This window comes from Streptosporangium sp. G12 (genome assembly GCF_052983175.1).
Map to the genome: position 1 here is coordinate 98,540 of NZ_JBRIQO010000004.1, position 26,858 is coordinate 125,397.

At 72.4% G+C, this 26,858-nt stretch carries 22 protein-coding genes and 1 pseudogene; 12 read left to right on the top strand and 11 right to left on the bottom strand.

Annotation, left to right across the window (positions count from 1 at the left end; genetic code table 11):
* Positions 1 to 58 precede the first annotated feature (58 nt).
* Together ACVCAG_RS07530 and ACVCAG_RS07535 are read right to left on the bottom strand one after the other, a co-directional pair.
* The gene (locus tag ACVCAG_RS07530) at positions 59 to 2,590 is read right to left on the bottom strand and encodes a M14 family zinc carboxypeptidase (RefSeq protein WP_440082984.1); all 2,532 of its coding nucleotides are present in this window, start codon (positions 2,588 to 2,590) and stop codon (positions 59 to 61) included.
* A gap of 195 nt (positions 2,591 to 2,785) precedes the next feature.
* The gene (locus ACVCAG_RS07535; RefSeq protein WP_362677700.1) at positions 2,786 to 3,547 is read right to left on the bottom strand and encodes an SDR family oxidoreductase; all 762 of its coding nucleotides are present in this window, start codon (positions 3,545 to 3,547) and stop codon (positions 2,786 to 2,788) included.
* A gap of 239 nt (positions 3,548 to 3,786) precedes the next feature.
* Between ACVCAG_RS07535 and ACVCAG_RS07540 the strand changes: the two genes are divergently transcribed.
* The 5 genes from ACVCAG_RS07540 (at position 3,787) to ACVCAG_RS07560 (ending at position 9,826) form a co-directional block, all read left to right on the top strand.
* On the top strand, positions 3,787 to 5,691 hold the full coding sequence (locus ACVCAG_RS07540) for an ABC transporter substrate-binding protein (RefSeq protein WP_440082985.1): 1,905 nt from the start codon (positions 3,787 to 3,789) through the stop codon (positions 5,689 to 5,691).
* Between the two features lie 6 nt (positions 5,692 to 5,697).
* Entirely contained in the window at positions 5,698 to 6,741 is a 1,044-nt protein-coding gene (locus ACVCAG_RS07545; RefSeq protein ID WP_447189608.1) for an ABC transporter permease, read from the top strand.
* 110 nt (positions 6,742 to 6,851) lie between these two features.
* Entirely contained in the window at positions 6,852 to 7,724 is an 873-nt protein-coding gene (locus tag ACVCAG_RS07550; protein WP_440083176.1) for an ABC transporter permease subunit, read from the top strand.
* A 99-nt stretch (positions 7,725 to 7,823) separates the two neighbouring features.
* Positions 7,824 to 8,834, top strand: a complete 1,011-nt coding sequence (locus tag ACVCAG_RS07555) for an oligopeptide/dipeptide ABC transporter ATP-binding protein (protein ID WP_440082987.1) — start codon at positions 7,824 to 7,826, stop codon at positions 8,832 to 8,834.
* Positions 8,831 to 9,826 (top strand): oligopeptide/dipeptide ABC transporter ATP-binding protein, encoded by a 996-nt coding sequence (locus tag ACVCAG_RS07560; protein ID WP_440082988.1) that lies wholly within the window; start codon positions 8,831 to 8,833, stop codon positions 9,824 to 9,826. Before ACVCAG_RS07555 ends, ACVCAG_RS07560 begins: the two co-directional genes overlap by 4 nt.
* Positions 9,827 to 9,898: 72 nt before the next feature.
* Here the strand turns inward: ACVCAG_RS07560 and ACVCAG_RS07565 are convergent, their stop codons facing one another.
* Positions 9,899 to 11,197 carry a DUF2252 domain-containing protein gene (locus tag ACVCAG_RS07565; protein ID WP_440082989.1) on the bottom strand — a complete coding sequence of 433 codons (1,299 nt, stop codon included), beginning with the start codon at positions 11,195 to 11,197 and terminating at the stop codon, positions 9,899 to 9,901.
* A gap of 312 nt (positions 11,198 to 11,509) precedes the next feature.
* Here ACVCAG_RS07565 and ACVCAG_RS07570 point away from each other — a divergent pair, with 312 nt between their 5' ends.
* Positions 11,510 to 12,253, top strand: coding sequence for an SDR family oxidoreductase (locus tag ACVCAG_RS07570; protein WP_440082990.1), 744 nt, complete (start codon positions 11,510 to 11,512; stop codon positions 12,251 to 12,253).
* An 81-nt stretch (positions 12,254 to 12,334) separates the two neighbouring features.
* Here the strand turns inward: ACVCAG_RS07570 and ACVCAG_RS07575 are convergent, their stop codons facing one another.
* Together ACVCAG_RS07575 and ACVCAG_RS07580 are read right to left on the bottom strand one after the other, a co-directional pair.
* Complete coding sequence (locus tag ACVCAG_RS07575) at positions 12,335 to 13,372, bottom strand: 1-aminocyclopropane-1-carboxylate deaminase (protein WP_440082991.1); 1,038 nt, start codon at positions 13,370 to 13,372, stop codon at positions 12,335 to 12,337.
* Between the two features lie 2 nt (positions 13,373 to 13,374).
* Positions 13,375 to 14,025: a GntR family transcriptional regulator gene (locus tag ACVCAG_RS07580; protein WP_440071100.1), complete on the bottom strand. Its 651-nt coding sequence runs from the start codon at positions 14,023 to 14,025 to the stop codon at positions 13,375 to 13,377.
* A gap of 125 nt (positions 14,026 to 14,150) precedes the next feature.
* Between ACVCAG_RS07580 and ACVCAG_RS07585 the strand changes: the two genes are divergently transcribed.
* From ACVCAG_RS07585 to ACVCAG_RS07595, 3 genes are all read left to right on the top strand, one after another.
* On the top strand, positions 14,151 to 14,897 hold the full coding sequence (locus tag ACVCAG_RS07585) for an alpha/beta fold hydrolase (protein WP_440082992.1): 747 nt from the start codon (positions 14,151 to 14,153) through the stop codon (positions 14,895 to 14,897).
* A gap of 31 nt (positions 14,898 to 14,928) precedes the next feature.
* On the top strand, positions 14,929 to 15,750 hold the full coding sequence (locus tag ACVCAG_RS07590; protein ID WP_440082993.1) for an alpha/beta fold hydrolase: 822 nt from the start codon (positions 14,929 to 14,931) through the stop codon (positions 15,748 to 15,750).
* A 357-nt stretch (positions 15,751 to 16,107) separates the two neighbouring features.
* Complete coding sequence (locus ACVCAG_RS07595) at positions 16,108 to 16,899, top strand: MBL fold metallo-hydrolase (protein ID WP_440082994.1); 792 nt, start codon at positions 16,108 to 16,110, stop codon at positions 16,897 to 16,899.
* Positions 16,900 to 16,987: 88 nt separating this feature from the next.
* Here ACVCAG_RS07595 and ACVCAG_RS07600 read toward each other — a convergent pair whose 3' ends face one another.
* The 4 genes and pseudogenes from ACVCAG_RS07600 to ACVCAG_RS07615 all read right to left on the bottom strand — a co-directional run bounded on the left by ACVCAG_RS07600 (position 16,988) and on the right by ACVCAG_RS07615 (position 21,301).
* Positions 16,988 to 17,182, bottom strand: coding sequence for a hypothetical protein (locus ACVCAG_RS07600; RefSeq protein ID WP_440083183.1), 195 nt, complete (start codon positions 17,180 to 17,182; stop codon positions 16,988 to 16,990).
* 65 nt (positions 17,183 to 17,247) lie between these two features.
* Positions 17,248 to 17,475, bottom strand: a pseudogene (locus ACVCAG_RS07605) (hypothetical protein); the annotation flags it as partial.
* 1,161 nt (positions 17,476 to 18,636) lie between these two features.
* A complete protein-coding gene (locus ACVCAG_RS07610; protein ID WP_447189609.1) occupies positions 18,637 to 20,841 on the bottom strand; it encodes a BTAD domain-containing putative transcriptional regulator in 2,205 nt (734 codons plus the stop codon).
* A 232-nt stretch (positions 20,842 to 21,073) separates the two neighbouring features.
* On the bottom strand, positions 21,074 to 21,301 hold the full coding sequence (locus ACVCAG_RS07615; protein WP_440082996.1) for a hypothetical protein: 228 nt from the start codon (positions 21,299 to 21,301) through the stop codon (positions 21,074 to 21,076).
* A 262-nt stretch (positions 21,302 to 21,563) separates the two neighbouring features.
* On the opposite strand from ACVCAG_RS07615, the gene ACVCAG_RS07620 reads away from it, so the two are divergent.
* The 3 genes from ACVCAG_RS07620 (at position 21,564) to ACVCAG_RS07630 (ending at position 24,005) form a co-directional block, all read left to right on the top strand.
* Positions 21,564 to 22,310, top strand: coding sequence for a GntR family transcriptional regulator (locus tag ACVCAG_RS07620; RefSeq protein ID WP_362834392.1), 747 nt, complete (start codon positions 21,564 to 21,566; stop codon positions 22,308 to 22,310).
* 353 nt (positions 22,311 to 22,663) lie between these two features.
* Positions 22,664 to 23,287 carry a GNAT family N-acetyltransferase gene (locus tag ACVCAG_RS07625; protein WP_447189610.1) on the top strand — a complete coding sequence of 208 codons (624 nt, stop codon included), beginning with the start codon at positions 22,664 to 22,666 and terminating at the stop codon, positions 23,285 to 23,287.
* A 43-nt stretch (positions 23,288 to 23,330) separates the two neighbouring features.
* Entirely contained in the window at positions 23,331 to 24,005 is a 675-nt protein-coding gene (locus tag ACVCAG_RS07630) for a copper homeostasis protein CutC (RefSeq protein ID WP_440071107.1), read from the top strand.
* Positions 24,006 to 24,157: 152 nt separating this feature from the next.
* Here ACVCAG_RS07630 and ACVCAG_RS07635 read toward each other — a convergent pair whose 3' ends face one another.
* Together ACVCAG_RS07635 and ACVCAG_RS07640 are read right to left on the bottom strand one after the other, a co-directional pair.
* Positions 24,158 to 25,390, bottom strand: coding sequence for a DUF6986 family protein (locus tag ACVCAG_RS07635; protein ID WP_440082998.1), 1,233 nt, complete (start codon positions 25,388 to 25,390; stop codon positions 24,158 to 24,160).
* A 124-nt stretch (positions 25,391 to 25,514) separates the two neighbouring features.
* Positions 25,515 to 26,846 (bottom strand): FAD-dependent oxidoreductase, encoded by a 1,332-nt coding sequence (locus ACVCAG_RS07640; RefSeq protein WP_440082999.1) that lies wholly within the window; start codon positions 26,844 to 26,846, stop codon positions 25,515 to 25,517.
* Between the last annotated feature and the right edge of the window lie 12 nt (positions 26,847 to 26,858).

Sequence of the window (26,858 nt, forward strand, 5' to 3'; positions counted from 1 at the left end):
AACGCGACGGCGCGCGTCCTGGGGAAGGGGACGCGCGCCGCATCGTTGCCGAAAAGTGCTACTGCGGCATCACCACCGCGAGCGGGGAGACCCCGGCGGTGCGCAGGGCGCCGGGGAGCTTCCGGGCCCAGGGGTGTTCGTGCAGATCGAGCTCCTCGGGGTTGGCGACCGTGAACCGGACGGCCCCGCCGGTGGCGGGCTGCTCGGTCCAGGTGGCGCCGAAGCCCTTCAGCGCCGCGGCGACCTTGTCGCGGTCGGCCGCGGGGACCGTGACGCGGATCGGCGACCCGAGGTCGGGGATGGCCGCGGCGGCCCGCGAGGCCTCGGGCGCGGGGGCGAGCGCCCGCGCCCGCGCGGAGGCGGACGGCAGGTCGGCGGTGATCGCGTTGGATACGATCTTCGCCGTGCCGTCGGTGAAGGCGCGGAAGTTCGGCTCGGCGGCGAACAGCACCGCGTGCCCGTCACCCACCGGCTCGTCGACCGCGGCCGCCGTCCCGCCGAGCTCCTCGGCGCCCAGCGCGAAACCGGACTGGAACCAGTCGGGCGAGTTCGCGGCCGGGTAGGAGGACACCACGTGTGCGGGGTCGGCGGCACGCATGACCAGGTCGTACGCGTAGAACTGCATGACGCTCGACCCGACGTCCTCGCTCAGCGGACCGGCGGCCACGGTGGTCCTGAAGAGCGAGCCGGGGATGTCCGAGGTCGGCTCGGACAGCGTCACGCCGGAGATCCCGGCCAGGACGGCCAGCTGGGTGCCGCCCGCCCAGCCGACGTACCGTCCGCCGCCGCCGACCCAGTCGCGCAGCGCCGCGCGCCCGGCGTCGCCGAGGGCGGTGTTCGCCGCGTTGGCCGAGCCGTCCGGCACGAGCACCACGTCCAGCCCTGTCAGCCTGCCCGCGGCGACGTCGGCCGGGGTGAGCACCGTGTAGGGCAGCTTCCAGTCGCGGTCGAGGCGGTGCCGGAGCCAGCCGGAGGACTCGGCGGCGTTCTGCGCCGTGCCGCCGGACAGCTGCAGGACCCCGATCCTGCGGGAGGTGGTCACCTTGGCGGACGGGGCGCCCACCGGCTGGACCGGCGTCGCGAGGGGCAGCAGCACCTGGCCGGAGGACCCGCCGGAGACGTTGCCGAGCAGCGGCAGGCTCCACGCGGTCACGTCGTAGAAGTACGGGAACGGCGTGTAGGTGTCCTCGTTCAGCATGGCCTGGACCCAGTGCTTCTGGCCCTGGGCCATCGGGATCCAGTAGGTGCCCCTGGGCAGGGTGGTCCTCGCCTCGGGCCTGCCGTACGCCTTGAAGTCCTTGACCGTGAGCGGCAGGGCCAGCTTGAACACCTGGACGTCCATGCGCTGGAGCCGCCGCACGATCAGCTCGGTCTCCGCCTTCTTGGCCGGGTCGTCGGCGCGCAGGAAGTAGTGGCGGACCTTGCGGTCGGGAACCTGGGTGATGACCTCGTTGCCCGGGTTGTAGACCTGGTTCGGCTCCAGCTCGCCGTCGAGGCCCTGCTTGAGCGCGTCGGCGTACATGCGGTGCCAGGCGGTGAGGATCTCGGTCTTCTTGGCCGCCGCCGCGGAGAGCGAGACCCACTGGGTCAGCCACTGCTCGAAGGTCCGGGCGGCGATCGGGGAGGCGTTCCCCTTCTCGAACGTCATGCCCGCCGCGTTGAACCCGGTCGTCGGGACCGTGTCGCCGTAGCCCATGTAGAACATGTCGTAGACGTCGCGGTTGAAGAACGGGATGCCGCGCCCGGTGAACTCGTCGATCATCGCGGCGCCGTAGGTGTTGTTGATCCAGTCGATCGTCGGCTCGGCGATGTCGTGGTAGAACGGGTCGGCGTTCGGCGGGAAGAAGTATTCGGTGCCGCCCATCTCGTGGGCGTCGATGAAGAGCTGCGGCGGATACCTGCGCATCAGCTCGATCTTGCCGTCGGTCTCCGGCTGGGTCCGCGCGAACCAGTCGCGGTTCATGTCGAACGAGTAGGCGTTGCGCCGGGTGTCGGCCTCGCGGCCGTCGGGGTTCTGCGTCGGCAGGATCACCACGACGGCGTTGTCCAGGATCCGCCTGGCCGCGCAGTCGTCCCGCCCGGCCAGGTCGTGCAGGGTCCTCAGCGCCGCGTCGGTGCCGCTCTCCTCGCCGCCGTGCACGTTTCCGGCGATCCACAGGATCGCGGGCGTGTTCCTGGCGAGGACCTTCGCGGCGGAGGCGGGGGTGAGGGGGTTGCGCAGCAGCTTGATCGAGGTCTCGATCGCGCGCAGGTTCCTGATGTTGTGCGAGGTGCCGACGATCGCGTACTTCAGCGGGCGTCCCTCGGCGCTCGTGGCCAGGGCGCCGGAGACGACCCGGTCGCTGGCCCTGTCGATCGCGGTGAGCAGGGTGTCCGACTCGGCCGAGGTGACCTCTCGCTCGCCGAGCTCGAAGCCGAGAACGCTCTTCGGCGTCGGCACCTTGCCGTTGTACGCGGGGGGAGTCCGGGTGGCGTCACAGGTGGTCACGGGGGGTGCGGCCGGGGTGGGTTCCGCCTGGGCGGCTCCGGCGGGGAGGGCGATGGCGACGGCCAGTACGGCCGGTGCCATCACCTTGAAACGCTTCAGCATGAGGTAAAGCTGTCATCTGAAAGAAATGACGGCAAGGGGGGAAATTTTACACTTGTGTTACGGGTGGCCCTTTTGGGGCTTTTATAGTTAGAGGTGCTTATAGGGGGATTATGGGTGAAAAATCCTCTTCTGTTGGAACGTCTCCCGGACCGTCGGGGCCCTCTCCCGCCGGCGGGCCTCCTCGTCGCCGGGAAGCTACGCGTGGCCGGAGATGCCGCCGTCGACCGGGATCACGGCCCCGGTGAGGTAGGCGCCGGCGCGCGAGGACAGGAAGATCGCGGTGCCCGCCATGTCCTCGGGGCTGCCGATCCTGCCCATCGGGACGTGGGAGGCGACCGCCGCGCGCATCTCCGGGTCGTCGAGCGCGAAGGCCATCATCTTCGACTCGAACGGCCCCGGGGCGATCGCGTTGACCGTGATCGACTCCCTGGCGAGCCGCTGGGACAGGTGCCGGGTGAGCATGTGCACGGCCGCCTTGGCCGCCGAGTAGGCGTAGTTCTCCATCGTCGGCACCCGGAGGCCGTCCACCGAGCCGATGTTGATCACCCTGGCCGGGTCCTCCGGGCTCGCGGCGGCGCGCAGCAGCGGCAGGAACCGCTGGGTCAGGTAGAACACGCCCTTGACGTTGATCCCCCAGAGCTTGTCGAAGGCCTGCTCGGGATACTCCTCCAGCGGCGCGCCCCAGGTCGCCCCGGCGTTGTTCACCAGCACGTCGAGCCGGGACTCGCGCTCCGCGACGGCCTCGAACAGCGCGGACACCCCGTCCTCGGTGGACAGGTCCGCGGGTATCGCGGTGCACCCCAGCTCGGCGGCCGTCTTGCCGACCTCGGCCGCCTTCCGCGAGGAGATGTAAACCGTGGCCCCCGCGTCGACGAACCCGGCCGCGATCATCCGGCCGATTCCCCGGGACCCGCCCGTGACGACGACGGTCTTGCCTTCCACCGAGAACAGAGTCATGTTCTGTAGCATGCCGCACCCCCGGCGAACCCGTCCATACCAACCGGTCGGTTCCGCGCGTTGGACATCCTGTTCCTGATCGATAATCCCTTTTGTGGCGATTTGTACCGGAAGACTTGAAAAATAATGTCGCCAAATAAAACGAGAGTGAAACAATCTTCCACCCCTCGTTGACACGCGCCGTTCATATGGTGTGCCTTCGTTGTCAGGGAGTCACCGATCCGGAAGTGGGGTACGGCATGCTCAGAACGGGTGCGCGCCTGATGGTGCTGGGCCTGGGACTGTCGATGGCGCTGTCGGCGACGACACTTCCCGTGGCGCACGCGTCACCTCAGGGACGTTCCGCGCCCCCCGCGCCTCCCGGGGTCCTCGCGCTTCCGGCGTCTCCCGTCCGGCACGTCCCGGCCGCGCGGGCGCCCCAGCCCGCGAAGAAGATCGTCCGGCTGGGCGCGACGCAGAGCATGGACTCGATGAACCCGTTCCTGGCGGTCCGGCTGATCTCGACGTCGATCCACCGCTGGACGTACGGCTATCTCACGGTGTCCGACTCGAAGACCCTGAAGCCCAGCCCCGACCTCGCCGAATCGTGGAAGACGTCACCGGACAAGCTGACCTGGACCTTCACGATCCGGTCCGGGGCGACCTGGTCGGACGGCAGGCCGGTCACCGCGGGGGACGCCGCGTGGACCTTCAACAAGATCATGACGGACGACGCGGCCAAGACGGCGAACGGCCCCGCCGTCGAGAACTTCGAGACCGTGACGGCGCCCGACGACCGGACCCTCGTCATCAAGACCAGGAAGCCGCAGGCCTCGATGCTGGAGCTGCCGATCCCGATCGTGCCCAAGCACGTGTGGGAGGGCGTGCCCGACATCGGCACCTTCGAGAACGAGACCTACCCCGCCGTCGGCAGCGGGCCCTACATCCCCGTCGAGCACAGCAAGAACAACTACGTGAAACTCAAGGCCAACCCGTCGTACTGGCGCGGCGCCCCCAAGATCGACGAGCTGCACGTCATCTTCTACGAGAACCCCGAGGCGGCCATCGCCGGGCTGAGGAAGGGCGACATCGACTGGATCGGGCGGCTGGCACCCCCGCAGTTCCAGGCCCTGGCGGGTGACCCCAACCTCGTGCAGTGGAACACCCAGGGCCGCCGCGCCGGCTACCTGCAGCTCAACCCGGGCGCCGAGACGGCGGGCGGCGAGCCGATCGGCGACGGGCACCCCGCGCTGAAGGACGCCAGGGTGCGCAGGGCGATCCATCACGCGATCGACAAGAAGACCCTCGTCGCGCAGGTGCAGAACGGGCTCGCCGTCCCCGCCGACGGCTCGATCATCCCGCCGATGTACCGGGAGTTCTTCTGGAGGGCCGAGGGCGACAAGGCCGTCACCTTCGATCCGGCCGAGGCCAACCGCCTCCTCGACGAGGCCGGGTACGCCAAGGGCGCCGACGGGATCCGGACCATGCCCGGCGGAGGCCGCAAGCTGGAGATGCGCTTCAGCATCCACACCGAGGACCCCGTCGAGGACAAGCTCGCCCAGTTCGTCACCGGCTGGCTCAAGGACATCGGCATCCAGATCACCACCCGCAAGCTCGACGCCAACAAGTTCACCGAGGAGACGGGCGGCACCGCGCTCTACGACATCGCGATCAGCGGCTGGTCGGTCAACCCGGACCCCGAGGAGATCCTGGCCACCCACCTGTGCAGCCGCCGGCCCACCGCGAGCGGCGAGGGCGGCGGGACCGAGTCGTTCTTCTGCGACGAGGAGTTCGAGAGGCTCTACCAGTCGCAGCTGGCCGAACTCGACCGAGCCGCGCGGGTCGGCCTGATCAAGCAGATGCAGGAGCGGCTCTACACCGAGGCCCCCGTCATCGCGCTCTACTATCCCAACAACCTGGAGGTCTACCGCAAGGACCGGATCGCCTCCATCACCCCGATCCCGGAGGACAAGGGCATCCTGTACGGCGGGAGCGGCTACTGGCCGGTCTACTCCCTGCGGGCGGTGGAGCGCGCGGCCCCGGCCGGCGACGACTCCGCGGGGGGCGTCATCCTGGCCGTCGCGGCGGGTGCGGCCGTGCTCGCCGGGGCCGGGATCTTCCTCTTCACCAGGCGGCGCCGCGCCACCGCCGACGACCGCGAGTAGCGGCCGATGAGCACACCGCCGGGCGAGCTGACGAAGGCGCCGCCGGACGACGGTCGAAACGGTGCCCGCCGGAGCCTGGCGCGCTACGCGCTGGTCAAACTCGGCGGGGCGCTGCTCGGCATCGGGCTGGTGATCGTCGCGACGTTCTTCCTGTTCCGCCTGATCCCCGGCGACCCCACCATCGCCTACACCCGCGACGTGCCGGTCACCCCGGAGCAGCTCGCCCTGCTCAGGCGGCAGATGGGCCTCGATCGGCCGCTGGGCGAGCAGTTCCTGGACTTCGTGCTGCGAACCCTGCGGCTGGACCTCGGCACCTCGTACGAGTACCGCAGGCCGGTCGCCGAGCTCATCGGCGACCGGGTGGGCCCCACGCTGCTGCTGGTGGGCACCGGGCTGGCCGTCGCGGTCGGCCTGGGCATGTGGCAGGGCACCAGGGCCGCCTGGCGCCACGGCGGCCGGTTCGACCGCTTCTCCACGGGGACCGCGCTGACCCTGTGGTCGGTGCCGACCTTCTGGCTGGGACTGCTGCTCCTCATGGTCCTCGCGGCGGGGATGGGGCCGATACCCGGCATGTTCCCCACCCGGGGCATGCAGGACGTCGACGCGCCGGACGGGCCGCTCTACCTCCTGCACGTCGCCCACCACCTGGTGCTGCCGTGCCTCACCCTGGTCGCCGTCGTCTACGCGCAGTACCTGCTGGTCATGCGCTCCTCGCTGCTCGACGAGATCGGCCAGGACTACGTGACCACCGCCCGCGCCAAAGGCCTGCGCGACGACGACGTCCGGCGCCGCCACGCGGTGCCGAACGCGCTGCTGCCGACGGTGACCCTGGTCTTCATGCAGATCGGCTTCGTGGTCGGCGGCGCGGTCTCGGTGGAGTTCGTCTACTCCTGGCCCGGCCTCGGCCTGCTGTTCGTCGAGGCGATCAAGGGACCCGACTACGCGGTCATGCAGGGGACCTTCATGCTCGTCTGCGCCGCGGTGATCGTCATGAACACGCTGGCCGACGTGGTCTACCACGTCCTGGATCCGAGGGTGAGGTCGGCGTGAGCACGAAGGAGGAGGACACGAGGCGGGAAGGTCCGGGGGAAGGGGAGGCGACCGGTGGCGCCGCCGGAACCCCGGGCGCGGCCGGCGGCGGCACCGGGACGCCGCGCGCGATCGCCAGGACGCGCCGCCGCGCCGCGCTCGTGCGGTTCTGCCGCGCGTACGCCGGGAACAGGGCCGGGCTGTACGGCGCGGCGATCCTGCTGGTCGCCGTCCTGGCGGCCCTCGTCACGCCGCTGGTCACCGACCCGTCCGGGATGGACGTGACCAGGGCGACGGGCGCCAAGATGGCACCGCCGAGCGTGGACTTCCCGCTCGGCACCGACGAGTCCGGCCGCTCGGTCCTGCTCATGCTCCTGTGGGGCGCGCGGGTCTCGCTGCTCATCGGGTTCATGTCGGCACTGCTCAGCATGGTGATCGGTACGGTCTTCGGCATCGCGGCCGGGCACTTCCGCGGCTGGGCCTCGGCCGTGCTGATGCGCGTCACCGACTGGTTCCTGGTGCTGCCCGCCCTGGTCCTGGCCCTGGTCCTCGCGGCCGTCCTCGGCGGCGGCACGTCCACGATCATCCTGGCGATCGGGGTGACCTCCTGGGCCTCCACGGCGAGGCTGATCAGGGCCCAGACACTGGCGGTCGAGGCCAGGCCCTACATCGAGAGGTCCAGGGCGCTGGGCGCGGGGCACTGGCACGTCATGACCCGGCACGTGCTGCCGAACGTCGCCCCGCTGGTCCTGGCCAACACCACCCTCACGGTGGCCAGCGCCATCGTCACCGAGTCCACCCTCGCCTTCCTGGGCGCCGACTCGGGCCAGGTGTCGTGGGGCGGCATGCTGCGCGGCTCCTACGACTGGGGCGCGGCCACCTCGGGCGCCTGGTGGTACGTGCTGCCGCCCGGCCTGTGCATCATCCTGGTCGTCCTGGCGTTCACCCTCTGCGGGCGCGCCCTGGAGACCGTACTCAACCCACGCCTTCGGGGGGCCTCGTGACCGTGCTCGATCCACACCCGGGGGAGGACTCGTGACCGTACTCGGCCCGCGGCCTCCGGGGACCCCGGCCGCGTCCGGCCCGTGGCCTCGGGAGGTCTCGTGACCCTGCTCGAACTGCGCGACGTGGCGGTGACCTACCGGAGCGCGGCCGGGGACGTCCCCGCCGTGCGGGGCGTCTCGCTCGCCCTGGCGGAGGGCGAGGCCCTCGGCGTGGCGGGGGAGTCGGGGTCGGGCAAGTCGACGCTGGCCATGTCGCTGCTGCGGCTGCTGCCCAGGGACGCGCTGGTGTCCGGGGAGATCCTGCTGGACGGCGAGGACGTCCTCACGATGAGCTGGGGGCGGCTGCGCGCGATCCGCTGGGCGTCGGCCTCCCTGGTCTTCCAGGGCGCCCAGCACGCCCTGAACCCGGTGCGCAGGATCGGCGACCAGATCGCCGAGCCGCTGCGGGTGCACGGCATGGCGACCGGCGCGGCGGCGCGGCGCAGGACGGCGGAGCTGCTGGAGCAGGTCGGCCTGCCCGCCTGGCGGGCGCGCGGCTACCCGCACGAGCTGTCCGGCGGGCAGCGCCAGCGCGTGATGATCGCGATGGCGCTCGCCTGTTCCCCGCGCCTGATCGTCGCCGACGAGCCGACCACCGCGCTGGACGTGATGATCCAGGCGCAGGTGCTCTCGCTGATCCGCTCGCTCGTCGCCGAGCACGGGATCGGCCTGATCATGATCTCTCACGACCTGTCGGTCCTGGCCGCGACGTGCGACCGGCTGGCGGTCATGTACGCGGGCCGCGTGGTCGAGTCCGGTCCCTCGCGCGAGGTCTTCCGGAACGCCGGGCACCCCTACGGCAGGGCGCTGGCCGGGGCCTTCCCCACCGTCGGCGACCCCGCCTCCAGGATGGCGCCCAGCGGGCTGGGCGGCGACCCGCCCGACCCGGCCCACCTGCCCACGGGGTGCTCCTTCCATCCCCGCTGCCCGGTGTCGCTCGTCTCGTGCGCGTCGGAGCCGGTCGAGCTCTGGCCCGTGGGCCGTGCCGGTGACCGTACCGGGGCGGGTCGCGCCGAGGCGTCGCACACCGCCGCGTGCGTCCACGTCCGCGTCCCCGAGGAGACCCGATGACCCTGCTCGAAGCGCGGGACCTGCGGGTGGAGTTCGTCTCGCGCGGGCGCCGCGCCCGCGCGGTGGACGGGGTGAATCTCGCCGTGGGCCAGGGAGAGATCGTCGCGCTGGTCGGCGAGTCCGGTTGCGGCAAGACGACGCTGGCCCGCACCCTGCTCGGCCTGGAGCGGCCCGCCGCGGGGTCGGTCCTGTACGGCGGGGCCCCGCTGGCCTACTCCTCGCGCGCGCTGCGGGCCCACCGGCGCGAGGTGCAGCTCGTGCTTCAGGACCCCACGGGATCGCTCAACCCCCGGCACACCGTCTACGAGGCGGTGGCCGAGGGGCCGCGCATCCACCGCCTGCCCGCGGAGGAGGAACGGGTCGCGTCGGCGCTGTCGCGCGCCGGGCTGCGGCCCCCCGAGCGGTTCTTCAACCGCTACCCGCACGAGCTGTCCGGCGGCCAGCGCCAGCGCGTCGTCATCGCCGGGGCCCTCGCGCTCGACCCCCGGGTGCTGGTCGCCGACGAGCCGGTGGCCTCGCTGGACGCTTCGGTGCGCGGCGAGATCCTCGCGCTGCTGCTCCGCCTCCGCGACGAGCTGGGCCTGTCGGCGCTGGTCGTCACCCACGACCTCGGGCTGGCCTGGAACATCGCCGACCGCGTCGCGGTGATGTATCTCGGCAGGATCGTCGAGTCGGGACCGGTGGAGCGGATCCTCACCGCGCCGTCGCATCCGTACACCCAGGCGTTGCTGTCGGTCCTGCCGGAGTCGCCGTCGCCCGTGGTGCTGGGCGGCGAGCCGCCGGACCCGACCCGGATCCCGCGGGGCTGCCGCTTCCACCCGCGCTGCCAGGTCCTGGCCTCGGGCGCGGCGGCAGAGACGGGGGTCGACGGGCTGTGCGTGTCACGGCCGCTGCCCGTCCTGCCGTCCTCGGCCGCCGCCCAGGTCGCCTGCCACCACGCCGAGGCCCGCTCCGCCTCCGCCCGGGGCGAGGTCGAGGCGGAGCGGCGGTGAGCGGCACCGAAACGCGGGCGGGCGGCGTGCCCGCGCGGGAGAGGTGGTTCGCGGAGGCCGGGGCGGCCGGGGTCAGAGGCCGGGCAGGCGGCCGTTCCTGAACAGGTCGACGAAGAGCCCGTGGTCGGCCCTGGCCCGTGCCCCGTAGGCGTGGGCGAAGTCGACGAGGGTGCGGGTGAAGCCCTCGGTGTCGCCGCCGATCACGGCCACGATCGCGTCCTCGGTGGAGAAGTCGACCAGGTCGTGGCTGGACTCGTCGTCGGCCACCGAGTGCATCCTGGCCACGGCCCGGCCCAGGTCGCGGACGACCGAGGCCAGCTCGTCCGGCTCGTTGACGTCGCCCCAGTTCAGATCGGCGGAGTAGGGGGAGACCTCGGCGACCAGCTGGCCGACGCCGTTCAGCGTGGTGTGGCCGAGCCACGGGTCGGCGTACGCCTGCAGGGCCCGCTGCGACTCCGCGGTGCGGTGGCCCTGGTGCCTGAAGTAGCCGTGCACCTTCTCGTCGGTGATGTGCCGCGCCACGGCCGGCACCTGGGCCTGCTTCATGTAGAGGATGACGTCGTTCTCCAGGGCCTGGGTGTGGCCCTCGAGGAGCATGTTGTACGAGGGCAGCCCGGCCGAGCCGATCCCGATGCCGGTGCGCAGCGCGAAGTCCTTGATCTTGTGCTCGATCGCGGAGGCCGTGGGAAGGGTCGTCAGGTAGTCGCGGAAGGCCGCCTCCACCGCCTCGCGGGTCTCCTGGTCCACCGGATGGCGGCCGTCCATGACGGCGAACCTGCGGTCGAAGTTCTCGACGGTCGTCTCCAGGTCCAGCAGCGCCACCCGGGTGTTCAGCCGGGCGAGCTGCAGCACCCGGTGGAGCACGCCGCTCGTGGTGTCCAGGGTCAGCGAGCCGATCGCGTCGTCCCCGCCGTCCGAGATGCCGTGCAGCTCGGAGAGATAGGAGTGGGCGAACTCGGCCACCAGCTCGCCGATGACGTCGTCCGACAGCGCCTTGGCGTACCCGATGAGCGCGACGCTGGCCGCGAACCGCCGCAGGTCCCAGATGTACGGGCCGACGTAGGCCTCGTCGAAGTCGTTGACGTTGAACACCAGGACGCCCGAGGCGTTCATGTAGGTGCCGAAGTTCTCGGCGTGCAGGTCACCGTGGATCCAGACGCGCCGCGTCTGCTCGTCCAGGAAGGCGTCGTCGGCGAACGCGCCGGTCATGTCCGCGTAGAACAGGCAGGCGCTGCCCCGGTAGAAGGCGAAGGGCGAGGCGGCCATCTTCCGGAACTTGCGCCGGAAGGCCGCGGGGTCACGCTTGATGGAATCACCGAACTCGGTGATCAGGACGTCGAGAATGTGCGCCGAGCGCCCATCGGTGTTCATGGTGGGCAGGTTAGGTCGCGGGACCGGGACTCCGCCAGATCCGCGGCATCACGATGTGGAACGTACCAATGGGCCCGTCCTGTTCCGATCCGGTTCGGAGGGGGGCGCACGGCGTCGCGGAAGGGCGGAAAGGCGTCGACAACCGTGCCGGTCGATCATAGGTTCGGCGGTGGGACCCGAAACCGCGCGGGAGGCCGAGGGGGATCGGAAGCGCGGTGGGTGCGGCGGGCGCGGTGGGCGCGGGGCCCCGCGACGTGGACACGGGGTCCGAAGGACGGCTGGAGAGCTCACGGGAGAGGCACGGAGGTCGGCATGGCGGTGCTGGAGGGCAGGACGGCGGTGGTCACCGGGGGGTCGCGGGGCATCGGCCGGGCGATCGTGGAGCGTCTCGCCCGCGACGGGGCGGACGTCCTCTTCACCTACGCGAACGCCGCCGCGTCCGCGGGCGAGGTGGAGCAGGTGGTCAAGGAGGCGGGCGGGAGCGCCCGCGCCGTCCGGGTCGACCTCGGCAAGCGGGGCGCCGCGGAGTGGCTGATGGAGAGCGCCGAGGAGTTTCTCGGCGGCCTCGACATCCTGGTCAACAACGCCGCGCTGAGCTTCACCCCGATCTCCCTCGCGGAGACCACCGAGAAGCTGTACGACCGCGCCATGGCGGTCAACGCCAAGGCCGCCTTCCTGACCATCCGCTACGCCGCCAGGCACATGCGCGACGGCGGCCGTATCGTCAACATCTCCACTCTCAACACCGTCCGCCCCGCGGCCGGCATCGCCCCCTACGCGGCGAGCAAGGGCGCCCTCGAACAGCTGACCGCGGTCGCGGCCCGCGAGCTCGGCGAGCGGGGCATCACCGTCAACACGGTCTCCCCGGGCGCCACGGACACCGACCTGCTGCGCGGCGCCAACCCTGAGGCGGTGCTGGCCCAGGTGGCCGCCATGACCCCGCTCGCCCGCCTCGGCGAGCCCTCGGACATCGCGGACGTCGTGGCCTTCCTGGTAGGTCCCGACGGGCGCTGGGTCACCGGCCAGAACCTCCAGGCCAACGGGGGTCTCAGCTGAGTCGCCCCCGGCGGCCGGCGGTCTTCGCCGGCCACGGCGCGGGCGGTTCCCGAGCTGCCCGGCCGTGGGCCGTGACCGGCGTCAGGTCAGCCGCCGGGTGCCGGTGAACAGGCCGCTGTAGGCGTTCAGCGCCGGCTGGCCGCCCAGGTGCGCGTACAGGACGGTGGCGTCGCGGGGGATCTCCCCGCCGGTGACGAGGTCGATCAGACCGGCCATCGACTTGCCCTCGTAGACCGGGTCGATGATCATTCCCTCGAGCTCGCCGGTGAGCCGGATCGCGTCCAGGGTCGATCGCACGGGGATCCCGTACAGGTCGCCGGCCCACCCGTCCAGGATCGTGATCTCGTCGTCCCGCAGGGGCCGGCCGACGCCGATGAGCTCGGCCGTGGCCCTCGCTATCCGGGCGACCTGGTCGCGGGTCTCCTCGAGCTTCGCGCTCGCGTCGATCCCGATCACCCGGCGCGGCCGGCCGCCGGCCTCCTCGAGCGCGGCGAAGCCGGCGATCATGCCGGCCTGGGTCGAGCCGGTGACCGCGCAGACCACGACGGTGTCGAAGAAGACGCCCAGCTCGCGTTCCTGCCGCGCCACCTCGTACGCCCAGTTCGCGAACCCGAGCCCGCCGAGCCGGTGGTCGGAGGCGCCCGCCGGGATCGGGTACGGCGTGCCGCCGCGCTCCCTCACGTCCTCGATCGCCCGGTTCCACGAGTCCTTGAAGCCGATGCCGAAGCCGGCCGGGTCGAGCCTGACCTCGGCGCCCATGATCCGGCTCAGCATGATGTTGCCGACCCGGTCGTTGACGCAGTCCGGCCAGTCGACCCAGTTCTCCTGCACCAGCACCGCCTTCAACCCCAGCGACGCGGCGACGGCGGCGACCTGGCGGGTGTGGTTGGACTGGTACCCGCCGATCGACACCAGCGTGTCCGCGCCCTGCGCGAGCGCGTCCGGGACGATGTACTCGAGCTTGCGGGTCTTGTTGCCGCCGTACGCGAGCCCTGAGTTGCAGTCCTCGCGCTTCGCCCAGATCGAGGCTCCGTCGAGGTGCCGGGTGAGTCGCGGCAGCGGGTGGACGGGGCTCGGCCCGAAGGTCAGCGGGTGGCGGGGGAAATCGGACAGGGTCATGCTCACTCCTCGGTGGCCGGCAGCGTGCGCCAGGTGTCGAAGGCGACCGCCGCCGCCTGGTCCGCGTCTCCGGCGGCACAGAGCCGGATCAGGTTGTCGTGCCGGGCGAGGGACGCGCGTCCGCCCAGCGACGAGAAGCGCAGCCGCTCGGCGCGGCGCAGTACCGGCGTGAACTGGTCGAGGACCGAGGTGAGGGCCCGGTTGGAGGCCACTCGCACGGGGATGCCGTGCAGCTCGTCGTCGGCGCGCAGGGCCGCCTCGACGTCGCCCTTCTCGATGGCCGCGCGGAACCGGTCGTTGGCCTGGCGCATCGTGTCGAGGTCGGCCTCGGTGAGGGCGCCCACCGCCTCACGGACGGCGAGTTCGTGCATCGCCGCCACCACGTCGCGGGCCTCGCGGACGTCGCGCAGGTTCAGCGAGCTCACCGTCGTGGAGCGTCCCGGCTGGGCCACGACCAGCCCGGCCTCCGCGAGACGCAGCAGCGCCTCACGGACCGGGGTGCGGCTGACCCCGAGCCAGGCCGCCAGCTCGACGTCGCGTAACTGCTCGCCGGGCGCGAGGCTGCCGTCGACGATGGCGTCGCGCAGGCGTTGGTAGACGTTGTCGCGCAGGAGGTGCCGGTCGATGGCGGGCGTGTTTTGCGGGATGGGCATGCAATATATTGCACACACCGAGCCGGAAACTTCAACCGGACCGCGATGTTGACAGTGCTAGCAATATATTGCATATTTCATTTCGGGACGGCGGCCGCCGTTCCCGTACCGAGAGGAAGATCCCGATGAGCATCACGTCCCGCGAGCCCGCCGCGGTGGGAACCCCCACCGTCGTCCTGGTCCACGGCGCCTTCGCCGAGTCCGCGAGCTGGAACGGCGTGGTGGGCAACCTCAAACGCCGCGGTTACCCGGTCGTCGCCGTCGCCAACCCGCTGCGCGGGCTGCGGGAGGACGCCGGGTACCTGCGCAGCGTGCTCGACAGCCTGACCGGTCCGATCGTGATCGCCGGCCACTCGTACGGCGGGTCGGTGATGAGCGAGGCCGCCGACGGTGCCGACGGCGTCGTCGCGCTCGTCTACATCGCCAGCTTCAACCTCGAGGTCGGCGAGAGCACCGGCGACCTGGCGGGCAGGTTCCCCGGCGGCGAGCTCGGTCCCGCCCTCAACCCGGTGCCGTACCCGGCGGCCAAGGGCGGCACGGGGACCGACCTGTACATCCGGCAGGACATGTTCCACGCGGTGTTCGCCGCCGACGTCGCCCCGGAGACGGCCGAGCTGATGGCGGCCACGCAGCGGCCCATCGAGGCGACCGCGCTGGCGGACAAGGCGACCAGGGCGGCCTGGAAGACCATCCCGTCCTGGACCATGGTCACCACCCAGGACCTGGCCATCCCCGCCGAATCCATGCGCTTCATGGCCAAGAGGGCGGGGTCGACGACCGTCGAGATCGACGCCTCCCACGCCGTCACCGTCTCCCGCCCGGACGCCGTCGCCGAGCTCATCGACGCCGCGGCCCGCGCCACCACCCGCTGATCACACCTCCGCAGAGCAGAAGGGAAGTTCCATGAACCTCAAGCCGAACCTCAAGCCGAACCTCAAGCGCGCGGCCGCCGCCACCGGTGTGCTCGTCGCCGCGCTCCTCTCCAGCGGTGTCGCCACCGCCGACGCGGGTTCGATCAAGCCCACGGTCGTCCTGGTCCACGGGGCCTTCGCCGACTCCTCCAGCTGGAACGGGGTGATCGCCGACCTCAGGCGCAAGGGCTACCCGGTCATCGCCCCGGCCAACCCGCTCCGCGGCCTGCGCCACGACGCGCAGTACCTCCGCAGCGTCCTGAACAGCGTGAACGGCCCGATCGTCCTCGCCGGCCATTCGTACGGAGGCACCGTGCTGAGCGAGGCCGCCGACGGTGACCGCGACGTGAAGGCCCTCGTCTACATCGCCAGCTTCCAGCCCGAGGTCGGCGAGAGCACCGCCGAGCTGGCGGGCAGGTTCCCCGGCGGCGAGCTCGGCGACGCCCTCAAAACCGTCCCGTTCCCCACCGCGGACGGTGGCACGGCGGACGACCTGTACATCCTGCAGGACAAGTTCCGCGCGGTGTTCGCCGCCGACGTGCCGCGCCGGACCACCGACCTGATGGCCGTCACCCAGCGGCCCATCGCCGCCGGCGCCCTTGAGGACAGGGCCATCAAGACCGCGTGGAAGACCATCAAATCCTGGAGCATGATCACCAGGCAGGACCTGGCCATCCCCGCCGAATCCATGCGCTTCATGTCCAAGAGGGCGAAGTCCACGACCGTCGAGATCGACGCCTCCCACGCCGTCACCGTCTCCGAACCCGGCGCGGTGGCCAACCTCATCCACAAGGCCGCCCGCGCCACCACCTGACGCCGCGCGGTTCCGGAGCGGTTCGCGCCGGTAGGGCGATCCGCGTGACCGATGGCACGGTCGCGGCCGGGGATCGGCACGGCCGGGGGGCCTGGCGGACCTGAACGCGCGGAGAGCGGTCATCGATCCGCGGCGGCACCTCTCAGGGAGCTCGTGGCGGATCCGACCCCGTCCGCTTCACCGGCGGGTCCTCCCGGCCCATGCTTTTGACCGACTCCGGCCGTGCCCTTCGGCTTACGTGGAGGGTTACCTGGCAAAGTGGATCTGGTTACGTGCGGGCCCGGTCGGACGGCCTTCGCGGAGCTTTTCGGAAGCCGGGCACGCCACACCACCCTCTATCCGCAAGGGACCTTCCACATGTCTGCCACCAGCCCCGCCGGCGAGCGGTTCTCCGTCCGCGTCTTCGGAGGACCGACCGCCCTCTTCGAGTACGGCGGCCTGCGTTTCCTCGTCGACCCGACCTTCGACGCCCCCGGCGACTACCAGACGCCGGGTGGCCCGCTCCTGGTCAAGACCGCCCCATCCACCGCCACCCCCGCCGAGCTGGGCCGTATCGACGTGGTCCTGCTCTCTCACGACGAGCACCCCGACAACCTCGACATCTCCGGCCGGACCCTGCTCGCCGACGTCCCCCTCACCCTCACCACCCCCGACGGCGGGCGGCGCCTGGGGAACGGGGCCAGGGGCCTGGCCGACTGGGAGTCGGTCGAGCTGGACCGCCCCGGCGGCGGCACCGTCACCGTCACCGGCGTGCCCGCGCTCCACGGCCCCGGACCGCGCGAGGAGGTCGAGGCGATCCTCGGCCAGGTCGTCGGTTTCGTCCTGACCGGCGAAGGAATGCCCACCGTCTACGTCAGCGGCGACAACGCCTCCCTCGGCCTGGTCAAGGAGATCGCCGCACGCTTCGGCCCCGTGGACACCGCCGTCCTCTTCGCCGGAGCTCCCCGCTTCCCCGTCCTCTTCGACGGCGAACCGATCGTCCTGGACAGCGCGCAGGCCGCCGAGGCCGCCAGGATCCTCGGCGCCCGCCGGGTGGTCCCCGTCCACTACGACAGCTGGGCCCACTTCACCGAGGGCCGCGACGAGCTGGTCGCCGCCTTCACCGCCGTCGGCCTGGCCGACCGCCTGGACCTCGGCGACCGGGACTGACCGGCCCGTTCCGCGCCCCCGGGCGCGCGTCTCGTTCAAGGTTCGCCACGGACGAGGGCGTTCGCCGGTGGCGTGAGGTTCGGCCGGGTCAACGCTCGTAGTCCTTCAGGGTGATGGCGTTCGCCGTCCGCCGGATGCTCTTGGCGATCAGTCCCTTCCACGGCACGTAGGGCAGGAGCTTGTAGTTCTGGTTGACGAACCAGGCCATGAACCGGCTCTCGGGAACCATCCACCTGCCCACCCCGTCGCCCGACTTCTGGCATCCCGCCGCGTACGCGCGCATGGCCTCCTCGTAGCCGGCGAGGCCCGCGCGGTGGTCGCCGCCCGCGGCGGCCAGCTCCCCGGGTTCGTCCGCTCGCGCCGGATGTCGTCCAGGATCCCCATCCGGGCGAGCACGGTGAGGTGTGCCTCGCCGCGGAAGTCGACCGCGTAGCCGCCGTCGCGGACGCCGGGCGCCCGTTCCACGACCGTGGGGGTGAAGCCGTGGCGGTGCAGCCAGTAGGCCAGTGCCGGACCGGCGACGCCGGCCCCCGAGATCAGGATGTTCTTGTTCTTGAGCCGCGGTGTGGTGTTCATGGGGCGAGCCTGTCCGAGGGCGCTCACCGCCCGATCACCGCGAGCTCACCGCTTTCACCGGAGGCTCACCGCGAGCCGCGAGCCGCGCACCCGCCGCACCGGTGCGCCGCATACCTCAGGCCTCAGGCCTCAGGCCGTGGGCCGGTCAGCCGGGCAGGGCCGGCCCGGGGTCGGCGAGGCCGTTGACCGGTGAGTTCCGGATGAGGGTCTCGGAGACGCCGGCCAGGCGCAGCGCGTCCGCCCCGGACAGCCGCGCCCCCTCGCGGCGGGCGGCCTCGTACGGCGTCTCGCCCAGCGCGGCCCGCGCGGCGGCGGCCGTACGGGAGACGTCGGGGTCGTCCTCGCCGGCGACTCCCCGCAGGGCGACGGCCGCGCCGAGCAGCAGGGCGGCGCCGGGGGCGTCCCCTTCGAGCAGGGCGATTCCCGCGAGGGCCTCGATCGGGCGGGCGCCCTCGGTGATCGCCCCCGTCTCCGCCGCCACCTCGGCGGCCCGCCGGTGCAGGGCGCGGGCCTCGCCGAGGTCGCCGGAGGCCTCGGCGATCCTGCCGAGCCCGAAGAGCGCGCTCGTCCGGTTGCCCGCGCTCCGCACCCAGTGCGTCTCGAACCGGTCGAGCGCCTGCTCGTACAGCAGGCGGGCCCCGGCCAGGTCGCCCTCCAGCCGCGCGATGTCGCCGAGGCCGCGCAGCGCCGCGGCCAGGTAGGTGGGGCTGCCCGCGTGGCGGGCGATCTCGGCGGCCCGCTCGTAGTCGGCGCGCGCCCGCCCGAGACCGGTGCCCGCGGGCTCCTTCCCGGTCCGGGCGGCCTGGACGCGGTAGTCGCCCCGGTTGCACAGCAGGTCGGGGACGTCCTCGAGGGCGCCGAGCCGCTCGGTGAGGGCGAGGGCCTCGTCGGTCAGGGCGATCGCCTTCCCGGGGTCGCCGCGCAGGGCCGCGAGACCGGCCAGCGCGTCCAGGGCGAGCGACGTCCCCCACCGGTCGCCCAGCGAGCGGAAGGCGTCGGCGGCCGAGGTGAACTCGTCCTCGGCCCGCGCCAGGTCCCCGGCCGCGAGCTGCGGGTATCCCCACAGCAGGTGGACGACGGCCCGCTCCCAGGGGTCGTCCCCCGCCCGGCCGCGGTCGATCACCGCGAGGGCGACCCGCGAATCCTCGTCGCCGGAGTTGATCATCGGCCAGAGGAAGGTGACGATCGGGTGGCGGTGCGGCCGGTCGGGGTCGACGACGACCGCCTCGGCCGTCGCCCGGTGGCGCTTCCACGCCTCCCGGCCGCCGCCACCGGCCGCCGCCGCCAGGGCACAGAGCACGTACCCGTCCCCGAGCCCGGGGGCGGGCCGGCACCGATCATGTCCAGGAGCGCGACCGCCGGTGCCGTCGCCAGGGTCCGCATGCCGCGCATCCAGAAATATGGTGACAAGCAGGCGAACAGTGCGAGGGCGAGCTCGATCTCCTCCGCCTCGACGGCCCAGCGCAGCGCGGCCTGGAGGTTGGCGTGCTCCGCGACGAGGATCTCCAGCCACCGGAGCTGTTCGGCACGCCGCAGGTGGGGGTCCGCCTCCCGCGCCAGCTCCAGGAAGTGGTCCGCGTGCGCGCGCCGCAGGGCCTCGGCCTCCCCGGCCACCTCCAGCTGCTCGGCGCAGTAGGCGTGGATCGTGTCGAGCATCCGGTAGCGCCCGCCGCCCACCTCCACCAGGGACTTGTCGGCCAGGGAGTCCAGCACGTCCTCGGCGTCGGGCACCCCGCAGACCCGGGCCGCGGCCTCGGCGGTCGCGCCGCCGGAGAAGACCGTCAGGCGCCTGGCCATCACCTGCTCGGCTCCGGACAGCAGGTCCCAGCTCCACGCCACGACCGCGCGCAGCGTCCGGTGCCTGGCGTCGGCCGTGCGGCTGCCCCGCGACAGCAGGCGGAAGCGGTCGTCCAGGCGGGCGGCGAGCTCGGGGAGCTCGTACGTGCGAGCCCTGGCCGCCGCGAGCTCGATGGCCAGCGGCAGGCCGTCGAGCTCGCGGCAGATCCGCCGTACGGTCTCCGCTCCGGCCTCGTCCAGCGCGAAACCGGGACGCACGGCCGAGGCCCGGTCGGTGAAGAGCCGCGCGGCGGGGGACGGGCCGAGCGGCCGGACCGGCCACAGGTTCTCGCCGGTGATGCCGAGCGGCTCCCGGCTCGTCGCCAGGACGCGCAGCCGCGAACATCCGGCGAGCAGCCGCGCGGCCAGGTCCGAGGCCGCCTCGACGACGTGTTCGCAGTTGTCGAGGACGAGCAGCAGCGGCCGGTCGGCCAGCGCCGCGAGCAGCCGGGAGACGGGTTCCGTCTCCTCGGGCCCGGTGAGCAGCCCGCTCTCGCGGAGACCGAGCGCGCCGAGCAGGGTCTGCGGCAGCTGCCGCCCGTCGCGCAGCGCCGCGAGTTCGACGAAGCAGACGTCGGGCAGCCTGCTCGCGACCTCGATCGACAGCCTGGTCTTGCCCGCCCCGCCGGGGCCGAGCAGGGTGACCAGGCGCGCCGTCCCGAGCAGCCGGGTGACCTCGGCCAGGTCCTCGGCGCGGCCCACGAAGCTGGTCAGCTGCGCCGGTGGCGCGGGCGGCTCGTACGGCCGCTCGCCCCTGAGCAGTTCCCGGTGGACGGCCGCCAGCTCGGCCGAGGGGTCCGCGCCGAGCTCGTCGGCGAGCAGCAGCCGCGTCTCCTCGAACGCGAGCAGGGCCTCCGCCTGCCTGCCGCCCGCCCGCAGGGCGCGCATGAGCAGGCTCCTGAGCCTTTCCCGCAGCGGGTGCCCGGCGATCAGCTCCTGCAGCTCGGGCACCGCGGCCCGGTGCTCGCCCCGCCGGAGGTCGGCCTCGATCCGGTCCTCCAGGGCGCCGAGCCTGCGCTCCTCCAGCCGCAGCACCAGGGCCTGTACGGAGGCGGCGTCCGCGGCGTCGGCGAGCGCGGGCCCCCGCCACAGTGCCAGGGCCTCCCGCAGCAGCACGGCCGCCCCCGCAGGGTCCCCGCCGAGCAGGGCCCGGCGTCCCTCGTCCGACAGCCGCTCGAAACGGCGGGCGTCGAGGTCATCGGGATCGATCACGAGCCGGTATCCCGAGGGGACGGTCTCGATCTCGGCCTCGTCCCCCAGGACCTGGCGGAGCCGGGACACCTGCGACTGCAGTGCGTGCGCGGCCCCTCCGGGTGGCCGCGAGCCGTAGAGGTCGTCGATCAGGAGGTCGGCCGTCACCACCTCGCCGGCGCGGGCGAGCAGCAGGCCCAGCAGCGCCCGCCGGGCCGGCCCGCCGACGCGTACCTCGCCGCCGGTCGCCTCTCCGGCGGCTGTGACGGTTGTGGCGCCGGTGGCGCCGGCGGGGCCGTCGTGCCATGCCCGCGTGGTGCCCAGGATCCCGAACCGCATGAGGGTAATTGTCTTCCCTCGCGCGGTCTCACGTCTTCCGTCCCCGGCGGGCCGCTCGCCGCCGGAGGCGGGGGGTGGGCAGGCGAGCGGTCACGCCTTGGCGGGTCCCGTCCCGTGGACGCGTTCCCGCGATGGGAATCGCGCCCTGGCGGGCGTGGGGGACCCGCCAGGACGCGTTCCGCCCCGGGCGCGGCGGCGGAGGACCCCGGCGAGGGATGGGGTCCTCGGCCTGCTAGTCGCGCTCGGAGTCTGTGGTGGTGAGGGTGCGGACCGGCTGGTCCGCACCCTCCTCGCAGAGGTCGTCGTCGGGGGCGGGCCGCCGGTAGTGCCGTGAGATGAGACGGGCCGCTCCCACCGGGTCGTCGGCCGGGTGGGACGACTCGACGCCGTCCTCGTTCCAGACGAACAGCCCGTTCTTGCACCAGACAGTCAGATCGGTCAGCACCGAGAGCACGGACATGCCGTTTCCGTTGCTCTGGTAGGTGTGCGTGAATCCCTGGCGGTGCAACGCGTAACGCAGTAAACGTGTTGCCTCGCGGGGATCGCGCCAGGGCAGGTACGGCGTATCCGTGCGGACCGACAGCACCGGCCTCCACCCCCTCGCTGACCTTTCGATGGATTTGTACCAACGATTGGATGATGCGGGTCTTGGGAGGTTGGGTCAAGGGGCTGTTCCCCGCTAGAACCAGATCGTCTAGTTTTGTTGGCACAAAGGGGACTTAATGGCACGGTCAACGCTGTATCAACAGGTGGCCTCCGACCTACGGAGGATCATCTACTCCGGTGCGCTCGGACCGGGGGATCAGCTGCCGACCGAGGCGGAACTCATGCTCGCCCACCAGGTCAGCCGCAACACCGTACGGCTGGCCCTCGGCGAGCTCGTGAACGAGGGCCTGGTCACCCGCACCCCCCGCAGGGGCACCGTCGTCAGGGAACGCCGCCCGCTGCTCATGCACCCCCAGCGCGAGCTGCAGCCGCGGCGCGAGGAGACCCTGGAGGCCTTCGCCTGGGCCGTCTCCCGCGAGGGACGCGCGCCGAGCCAGGAGATCGAGGTCTCGATCGTGCAACCGGCCGAGGAGATCGCCAGCAGGCTGGAGCTGTCCGACGACGAGCTCGCCGTGGTCCGCCGCCGGCTGCGCTTCGTGGACGGCCAGCCGTACAACACCAACGACTCCTACTTCCCCCTGGCCCTGGTCGCCGACTCCGAGATCACCCGGCCAGGCGACATCGTGCGCGGGGCCAACAAGGTCCTGGAGGAACTCGGCCACCGGCAGGTGCGGGTGGTCGACGACATCTGGGCGCGGATGCCCAACAGCGCGGAGACCGAGCGGCTCCAGCTCCAGCTCGGCACGCCGGTCGTCGTCTACATCCGGGTCGGCTACGACGAGGACGACACCCCGGTACGCGTGGCGGTGTCGGTCCTGCCCGCCGACAAGCACCTGATCCGGTACGAGCTGGAAAGCCGTTGACGTCTCCGTGACCGCCCTGACGGGCCGGCCCTCGTTCCGCCCGCGCCGCGGGCGAGCACCGGGCCGCGTCCGCCGGGTGGCTAGACGCCGCTCCTCCCTCTTCCCCGCGCCTTTCGCCCCGGCGGGCCGTTCTTCCCTCTTCTTCGCGCTCTTCGCCCCGGCGGGCCGCTCTCCGCTGCTCCCGCCGGCGCCTTCCGTCCCGGCGCGCCTCGCCCCGCCGCCTCTCCCGATCGCGGTCTCACCGCTCGCCTCAGGCCCCTAGGCATCCGCCTAGCCCGGCATGGACGCCGTGCGCCATCACATGGACACGCTCCGTGTCATCTCGTGCACCGAAAGCAACGAAGGGATGAACCATGCACTCGAACACCGCCAGTCCCACCGCCACGCGCCCGTTCACGCTGCGCAGGGCCACCGAGGGTGACCTCGACGGGGTGCTCGCGCTCCTCGCCGAGACCGCCGGGTGGCTGAACCGTCGCGGCGTGCGGCAGTGGCCCGCCGACGGGTTCCCCGCCGGGCGCATCACCCCGCTGATCGGCGAGGGCGTCCTGTACCTGCTGGACGGGGAGGACGGGCCGGCCCGGCCGGACGGGCCCGTCGCCACCGTCGCCCTGGACGGCCACGCCGACCCCGAGTTCTGGACCCGGGGGGACGACCCCGGTTCGGCGCTCTACGTCCACAAGCTGGCCGTGGCGCGCGACCACGCGGGCGCGGGGCTGGGGGAGGCGCTCCTGGACTGGGCGGGCCTGCGGGTCCTCACCCTGGGGAAAAGATGGCTCCGGCTTGACTGCTCCAAGGACAACCCGGGGTTGCAGGGCTACTATCGGAGGCAGCGTTTCACGCATCTCCGCACGGTCGACCTGCCGCATCGTGCCTCCGGTGCCCTGTTCCAGCGGCCGGGAGGCCTGCGCGCTCGCGCGTCCGGTCTCGCGCTGCCCATCTCGGACCGGCGCGGGTCGTCCGTCCCCGAGCATGTCTGAACCACGGCGATCCCAGGACAAAGCCATCCGATAGCCTCCATTCATGACCGGATCCTTGCTTGAGGTGATCACGCTCGACGTGCGCGACGCCGTCGCCGCGGAGGCGGGCGGCGCCGATCGCCTGGAGGTCGTCGCCGACATGGCCTCCGACGGGCTCACCCCGGCACCGGAAACGGTCGCGGCGATCTCCAAGGAGTGCGCGCTGCCGCAGATGGTGATGTTGCGCGGCGAGGCCTCGTTCCTGGCCACGCCCGAGTCGCTGAAGGCCCTGAGCCGCGATGCCAGGGCCCTCGCCGACGCGGGCGCGGCCGGGTTCGTGTTCGGTTTCCTCGACGAGGCGGGAGCGGTCGACCTGGCCGCCACCGAGGCGCTCATCCACGCGGTCGCGCCGCTGCCCTGGACCTTCCACCGGGCGGTGGACCACGCGGCCGACACCCAGGCGAGCTGGCGCGCCGTCCGCCTCCTGCCCAACCTCGCCACCGTGCTCACCTCGGGTGCGCCCGGTGGCGTGTCGGACGGGCTGCCGCTGCTCAAGACCCGGTGCGAGGCCGGGGACGGCCCGCTGATCATGGCCGGCGGCGGGCTGCGGCCCGGCCACGTCGGGGTGCTGATGGAGTACGGCGTGCGGGCCTTCCACGTCGGCAGCGCCGTGCGGGCGTCCTGGTCGGACCCGGTCGACGCCCGCCGGGTCCGCGAGTGGCGCGCCCTGATCGACTGAGGCCGCCGAGGCTCGTCGAGGCTCGCGGGCGGAGCTCCCCGGCGGGAGGCTTCCGGAGCGCCGGAGGTCTCGACGAAAGGCCCGGGGGGCGCCGGGCCTTTCGGCCGTACCGGCCGGACCGGGCGTTCCCCCGGCGGGGTGGGCGACCGGAGTCAGACCGGTCGTTCCGTGTGGTCGGTGTGGTCGGTGTGGTCGGTGCCCAGCGCCAGGTCCGCGCGGCGGAGGGCGGCGGCCATGGTCTTGACCGTGGCGGGCTCGTCCATCACGCCCTCCCCGGCGTCGCGCCGCTCCTCCCAGGCGCGCACCCGGCGGGCGTACTCCCCGTACCGGGACAGGTGGAAGGCGTACACCGCCGCGTACCGGCTGACCAGGTGGGAGGGGTGCATGTCCCAGCCCTGGTAGAAGCCGTGGGTCAAAGAGCGCCCGACCAGCTCCGCGTGGCGCCGCCACAGGGCCCGCACGTCACGCCCGTCGTCCGAGGCGGGGGAGGCGGCCAGCGAGCCGTCCGACAGCTCGACCCCGGTCCCGGCGAAGACCGTCTGCATGACGTGCCTGGCGTGGTCGCAGGCGGGGTGGTCCAGCCGCTGCTCGTGCGGGGGGAGGCCACAGCTCGCCGTGTAGTCGAAGACGCCGAAGTGCGCCGCAGCCAGCCTTCCCCACAGGGAGGTCGTCAGGCCCGCGTGGAGCATCGTCACCGTCTGCGGCGCCTCCACCTGGAGCTCGAACCTCAGCGTGTTCGGGCCGAGGCCCAGCCCGTCCTCCAGCGCGTCGAGGAAGTCGACGAACTGGTGCAGGTATCCCCTCATCAACACCTTCGGGAAGGTGACGACGAACCCGTCCGGCAGGTACCCGGCCCGTTCGGTCACGCCGGTGAGGAAACCGTCCAGGGTCCGCAGGGCGCGGACCGGGTCGCCGTCGGAGAACGACTTCACCCGCAACCCCCAGCGCCGGGGGAGCGTCCCGGCCGCGTGCATGGTCACGACCGCCTTGGCGGCGGCGGAGACGTGGCCGTCCTCCTCCTCGGGACGCGTCCCGTAACCGTCCTCGAAGTCGATCCGGAGGTCCTCGACGGGCTCCCGGGCGAGCTTGGCGGCCACCTTCCCGTGCACGGCCCCGGCGAGGTCCTCGCCCGCGCCGGGGGACACGCCGGGAGTCGTGCCGAGGATCGAGGCCAGGTCGCCTTCGGACAGGTGCCGCCGGAACGACTCCAGCGCGACGTCACCCCACTCCCGCGTCGTCCCGGCGTCGAACCGGTCGGCCGGGACGTAGACCGTGTGCACGGGCTGCCACTCGACCGGCCGGTACGGGTACAGCAGGATCTGATCGTCATGGGTCTCCTCGAAACCCGGGATCAGGGCGGACGGGTCGGCGAACGTGACGCGCATGCTGGTGCTCCTCCTGGACGTGCCGGTTCGGGCGGGGGCCGGTTCGGGCCGGACGCGCGGGCTCGGACGGGCACGCCGAGGCGGACGCGTCCTGGCCACCGGCCGTCCCCGACGTCCGGCCGGTTCAGCCGGTCCCCAGGTCGCTTCCCGGCCGCGGTTCCCGATCGCAGGCGGTGAGCATGGCGGTGAGGCCGAGGAGCTTCACCCGCTCGCCCCGGTCGAGGGATCTGGCCAGGGCCTCCTCCGCCGCCTCGATGGACAGCCAGTGCTCGTAGGTGATCGGCGAGACTCCCCGGGCGGCGAGAAGGTCGTCCAGGTCCGCGCGGCGTACCGGATCGCGACCGGCCAGGTCGGCGAGGAGGGTGCGGACCGTCTCCGCGGCGTCGGACTTGTTGGTGCCGATCACACCGGTGGGGCCCCGCTTGAGCCAGCCCGCCACGTACTCGCGGTCGCGGACCCGGCCGGCCTCGTTCGGCACGGTCATGCTGGTCTCGGAGAACGGGACGCCGGGCAGGGGGACGCTCTGGTAGCCGACCGAGCGCAGCACCATGCCGACCGAAAGGGTCTCGAACTCGCCGGTGCCGACGACCCGGCCGTCCACCAGCCGGGTGCGCTCCAGCCTGAGCGCCTCCACCCGCCCCTCGCCGAGGATCTCCACCGGGCGCATCCAGAACCGCACGTCCAGCCGCCGGGGGCGGCCCACGGGGGCGCGGGTGGTCCAGCTCCGCAGGACCTCGACGTTCCCCCGGACCTGCCGGGACGCCGTCGTGACGTCCGCCACGCACTCCTCGGGCCGTACGCGCACGTCCGCGTTGGTCAGCTCGCCCAGCTCCCTGAGCTCCTTCAGCGTGAACTTGGCGTGCTCGGGTCCCCGGCGTCCGATCATGTGGATGGTCTTCACCTCGCTGGCGGCCAGCCGGGTCAGCACCTCCTCGGGCACGTCCGTGGCGCGCAGTTCCTCGGCGGTCTTGGCCAGGACGCGCACCACGTCGACCGCCACGTTGCCCACGCCGATCACCGCGACCTCGGGACTGTCGAGGACGAAGCGGTCGGCGGGCATGTCGGGGTGGCCGCAGTACCAGTTGACGAAGTCGGTGGCGGCCACGCTGCCCGGCAGGTCCTCGCCGGGAATGCCCATCCGCCGGTCCACCATCGCGCCGGTGCAGTAGACCACGGCGTCGTAGCAGTCGAGCAGGTCGGCGACGTCGACGTCCTTGCCCAGCTCGACCCCGCCGAGGAACCGCACCTCGGGAAGCTCCAGCACGCCGCGCAGGTAGCCCGCTATCGACTTGATCGAGGTGTGGTCGGGAGCCACCCCGTAACGCACCAGCCCGTACGGCGTCGGCAGGCGCTCCAGGACGTCCACCCTGAGCGGCACGGCGGCCTGTCTCGTCAGGGCCTCGGCGGTGTAGATCCCGGCGGGTCCTGACCCCACGATCGCGACTCGCAGTGACATGTCGCCTCCCCG

Excerpts from the sequence above, each read along its gene's own strand:
- ACVCAG_RS07530 (WP_440082984.1), bottom strand. The coding sequence starts at position 2,590 with ATGCTGAAGCGTTTCAAGGTGATGGCACCGGCCGTACTGGCCGTCGCC.
- ACVCAG_RS07535 (WP_362677700.1), bottom strand. The coding sequence starts at position 3,547 with ATGACTCTGTTCTCGGTGGAAGGCAAGACCGTCGTCGTCACGGGCGGG.
- ACVCAG_RS07540 (WP_440082985.1), top strand. The coding sequence starts at position 3,787 with ATGCTCAGAACGGGTGCGCGCCTGATGGTGCTGGGCCTGGGACTGTCG.
- ACVCAG_RS07545 (WP_447189608.1), top strand. The coding sequence starts at position 5,698 with ATGAGCACACCGCCGGGCGAGCTGACGAAGGCGCCGCCGGACGACGGT.
- ACVCAG_RS07560 (WP_440082988.1), top strand. The coding sequence starts at position 8,831 with ATGACCCTGCTCGAAGCGCGGGACCTGCGGGTGGAGTTCGTCTCGCGC.
- ACVCAG_RS07565 (WP_440082989.1), bottom strand. The coding sequence starts at position 11,197 with ATGAACACCGATGGGCGCTCGGCGCACATTCTCGACGTCCTGATCACC.
- ACVCAG_RS07570 (WP_440082990.1), top strand. The coding sequence starts at position 11,510 with ATGGCGGTGCTGGAGGGCAGGACGGCGGTGGTCACCGGGGGGTCGCGG.
- ACVCAG_RS07575 (WP_440082991.1), bottom strand. The coding sequence starts at position 13,372 with ATGACCCTGTCCGATTTCCCCCGCCACCCGCTGACCTTCGGGCCGAGC.
- ACVCAG_RS07580 (WP_440071100.1), bottom strand. The coding sequence starts at position 14,025 with ATGCCCATCCCGCAAAACACGCCCGCCATCGACCGGCACCTCCTGCGC.
- ACVCAG_RS07585 (WP_440082992.1), top strand. The coding sequence starts at position 14,151 with ATGAGCATCACGTCCCGCGAGCCCGCCGCGGTGGGAACCCCCACCGTC.
- ACVCAG_RS07590 (WP_440082993.1), top strand. The coding sequence starts at position 14,929 with ATGAACCTCAAGCCGAACCTCAAGCCGAACCTCAAGCGCGCGGCCGCC.
- ACVCAG_RS07595 (WP_440082994.1), top strand. The coding sequence starts at position 16,108 with ATGTCTGCCACCAGCCCCGCCGGCGAGCGGTTCTCCGTCCGCGTCTTC.
- ACVCAG_RS07600 (WP_440083183.1), bottom strand. The coding sequence starts at position 17,182 with ATGCGCGCGTACGCGGCGGGATGCCAGAAGTCGGGCGACGGGGTGGGC.
- ACVCAG_RS07610 (WP_447189609.1), bottom strand. The coding sequence starts at position 20,841 with ATGCGGTTCGGGATCCTGGGCACCACGCGGGCATGGCACGACGGCCCC.
- ACVCAG_RS07615 (WP_440082996.1), bottom strand. The coding sequence starts at position 21,301 with ATGTCCGTGCTCTCGGTGCTGACCGATCTGACTGTCTGGTGCAAGAAC.
- ACVCAG_RS07620 (WP_362834392.1), top strand. The coding sequence starts at position 21,564 with ATGGCACGGTCAACGCTGTATCAACAGGTGGCCTCCGACCTACGGAGG.
- ACVCAG_RS07625 (WP_447189610.1), top strand. The coding sequence starts at position 22,664 with ATGCACTCGAACACCGCCAGTCCCACCGCCACGCGCCCGTTCACGCTG.
- ACVCAG_RS07630 (WP_440071107.1), top strand. The coding sequence starts at position 23,331 with ATGACCGGATCCTTGCTTGAGGTGATCACGCTCGACGTGCGCGACGCC.
- ACVCAG_RS07635 (WP_440082998.1), bottom strand. The coding sequence starts at position 25,390 with ATGCGCGTCACGTTCGCCGACCCGTCCGCCCTGATCCCGGGTTTCGAG.
- ACVCAG_RS07640 (WP_440082999.1), bottom strand. The coding sequence starts at position 26,846 with ATGTCACTGCGAGTCGCGATCGTGGGGTCAGGACCCGCCGGGATCTAC.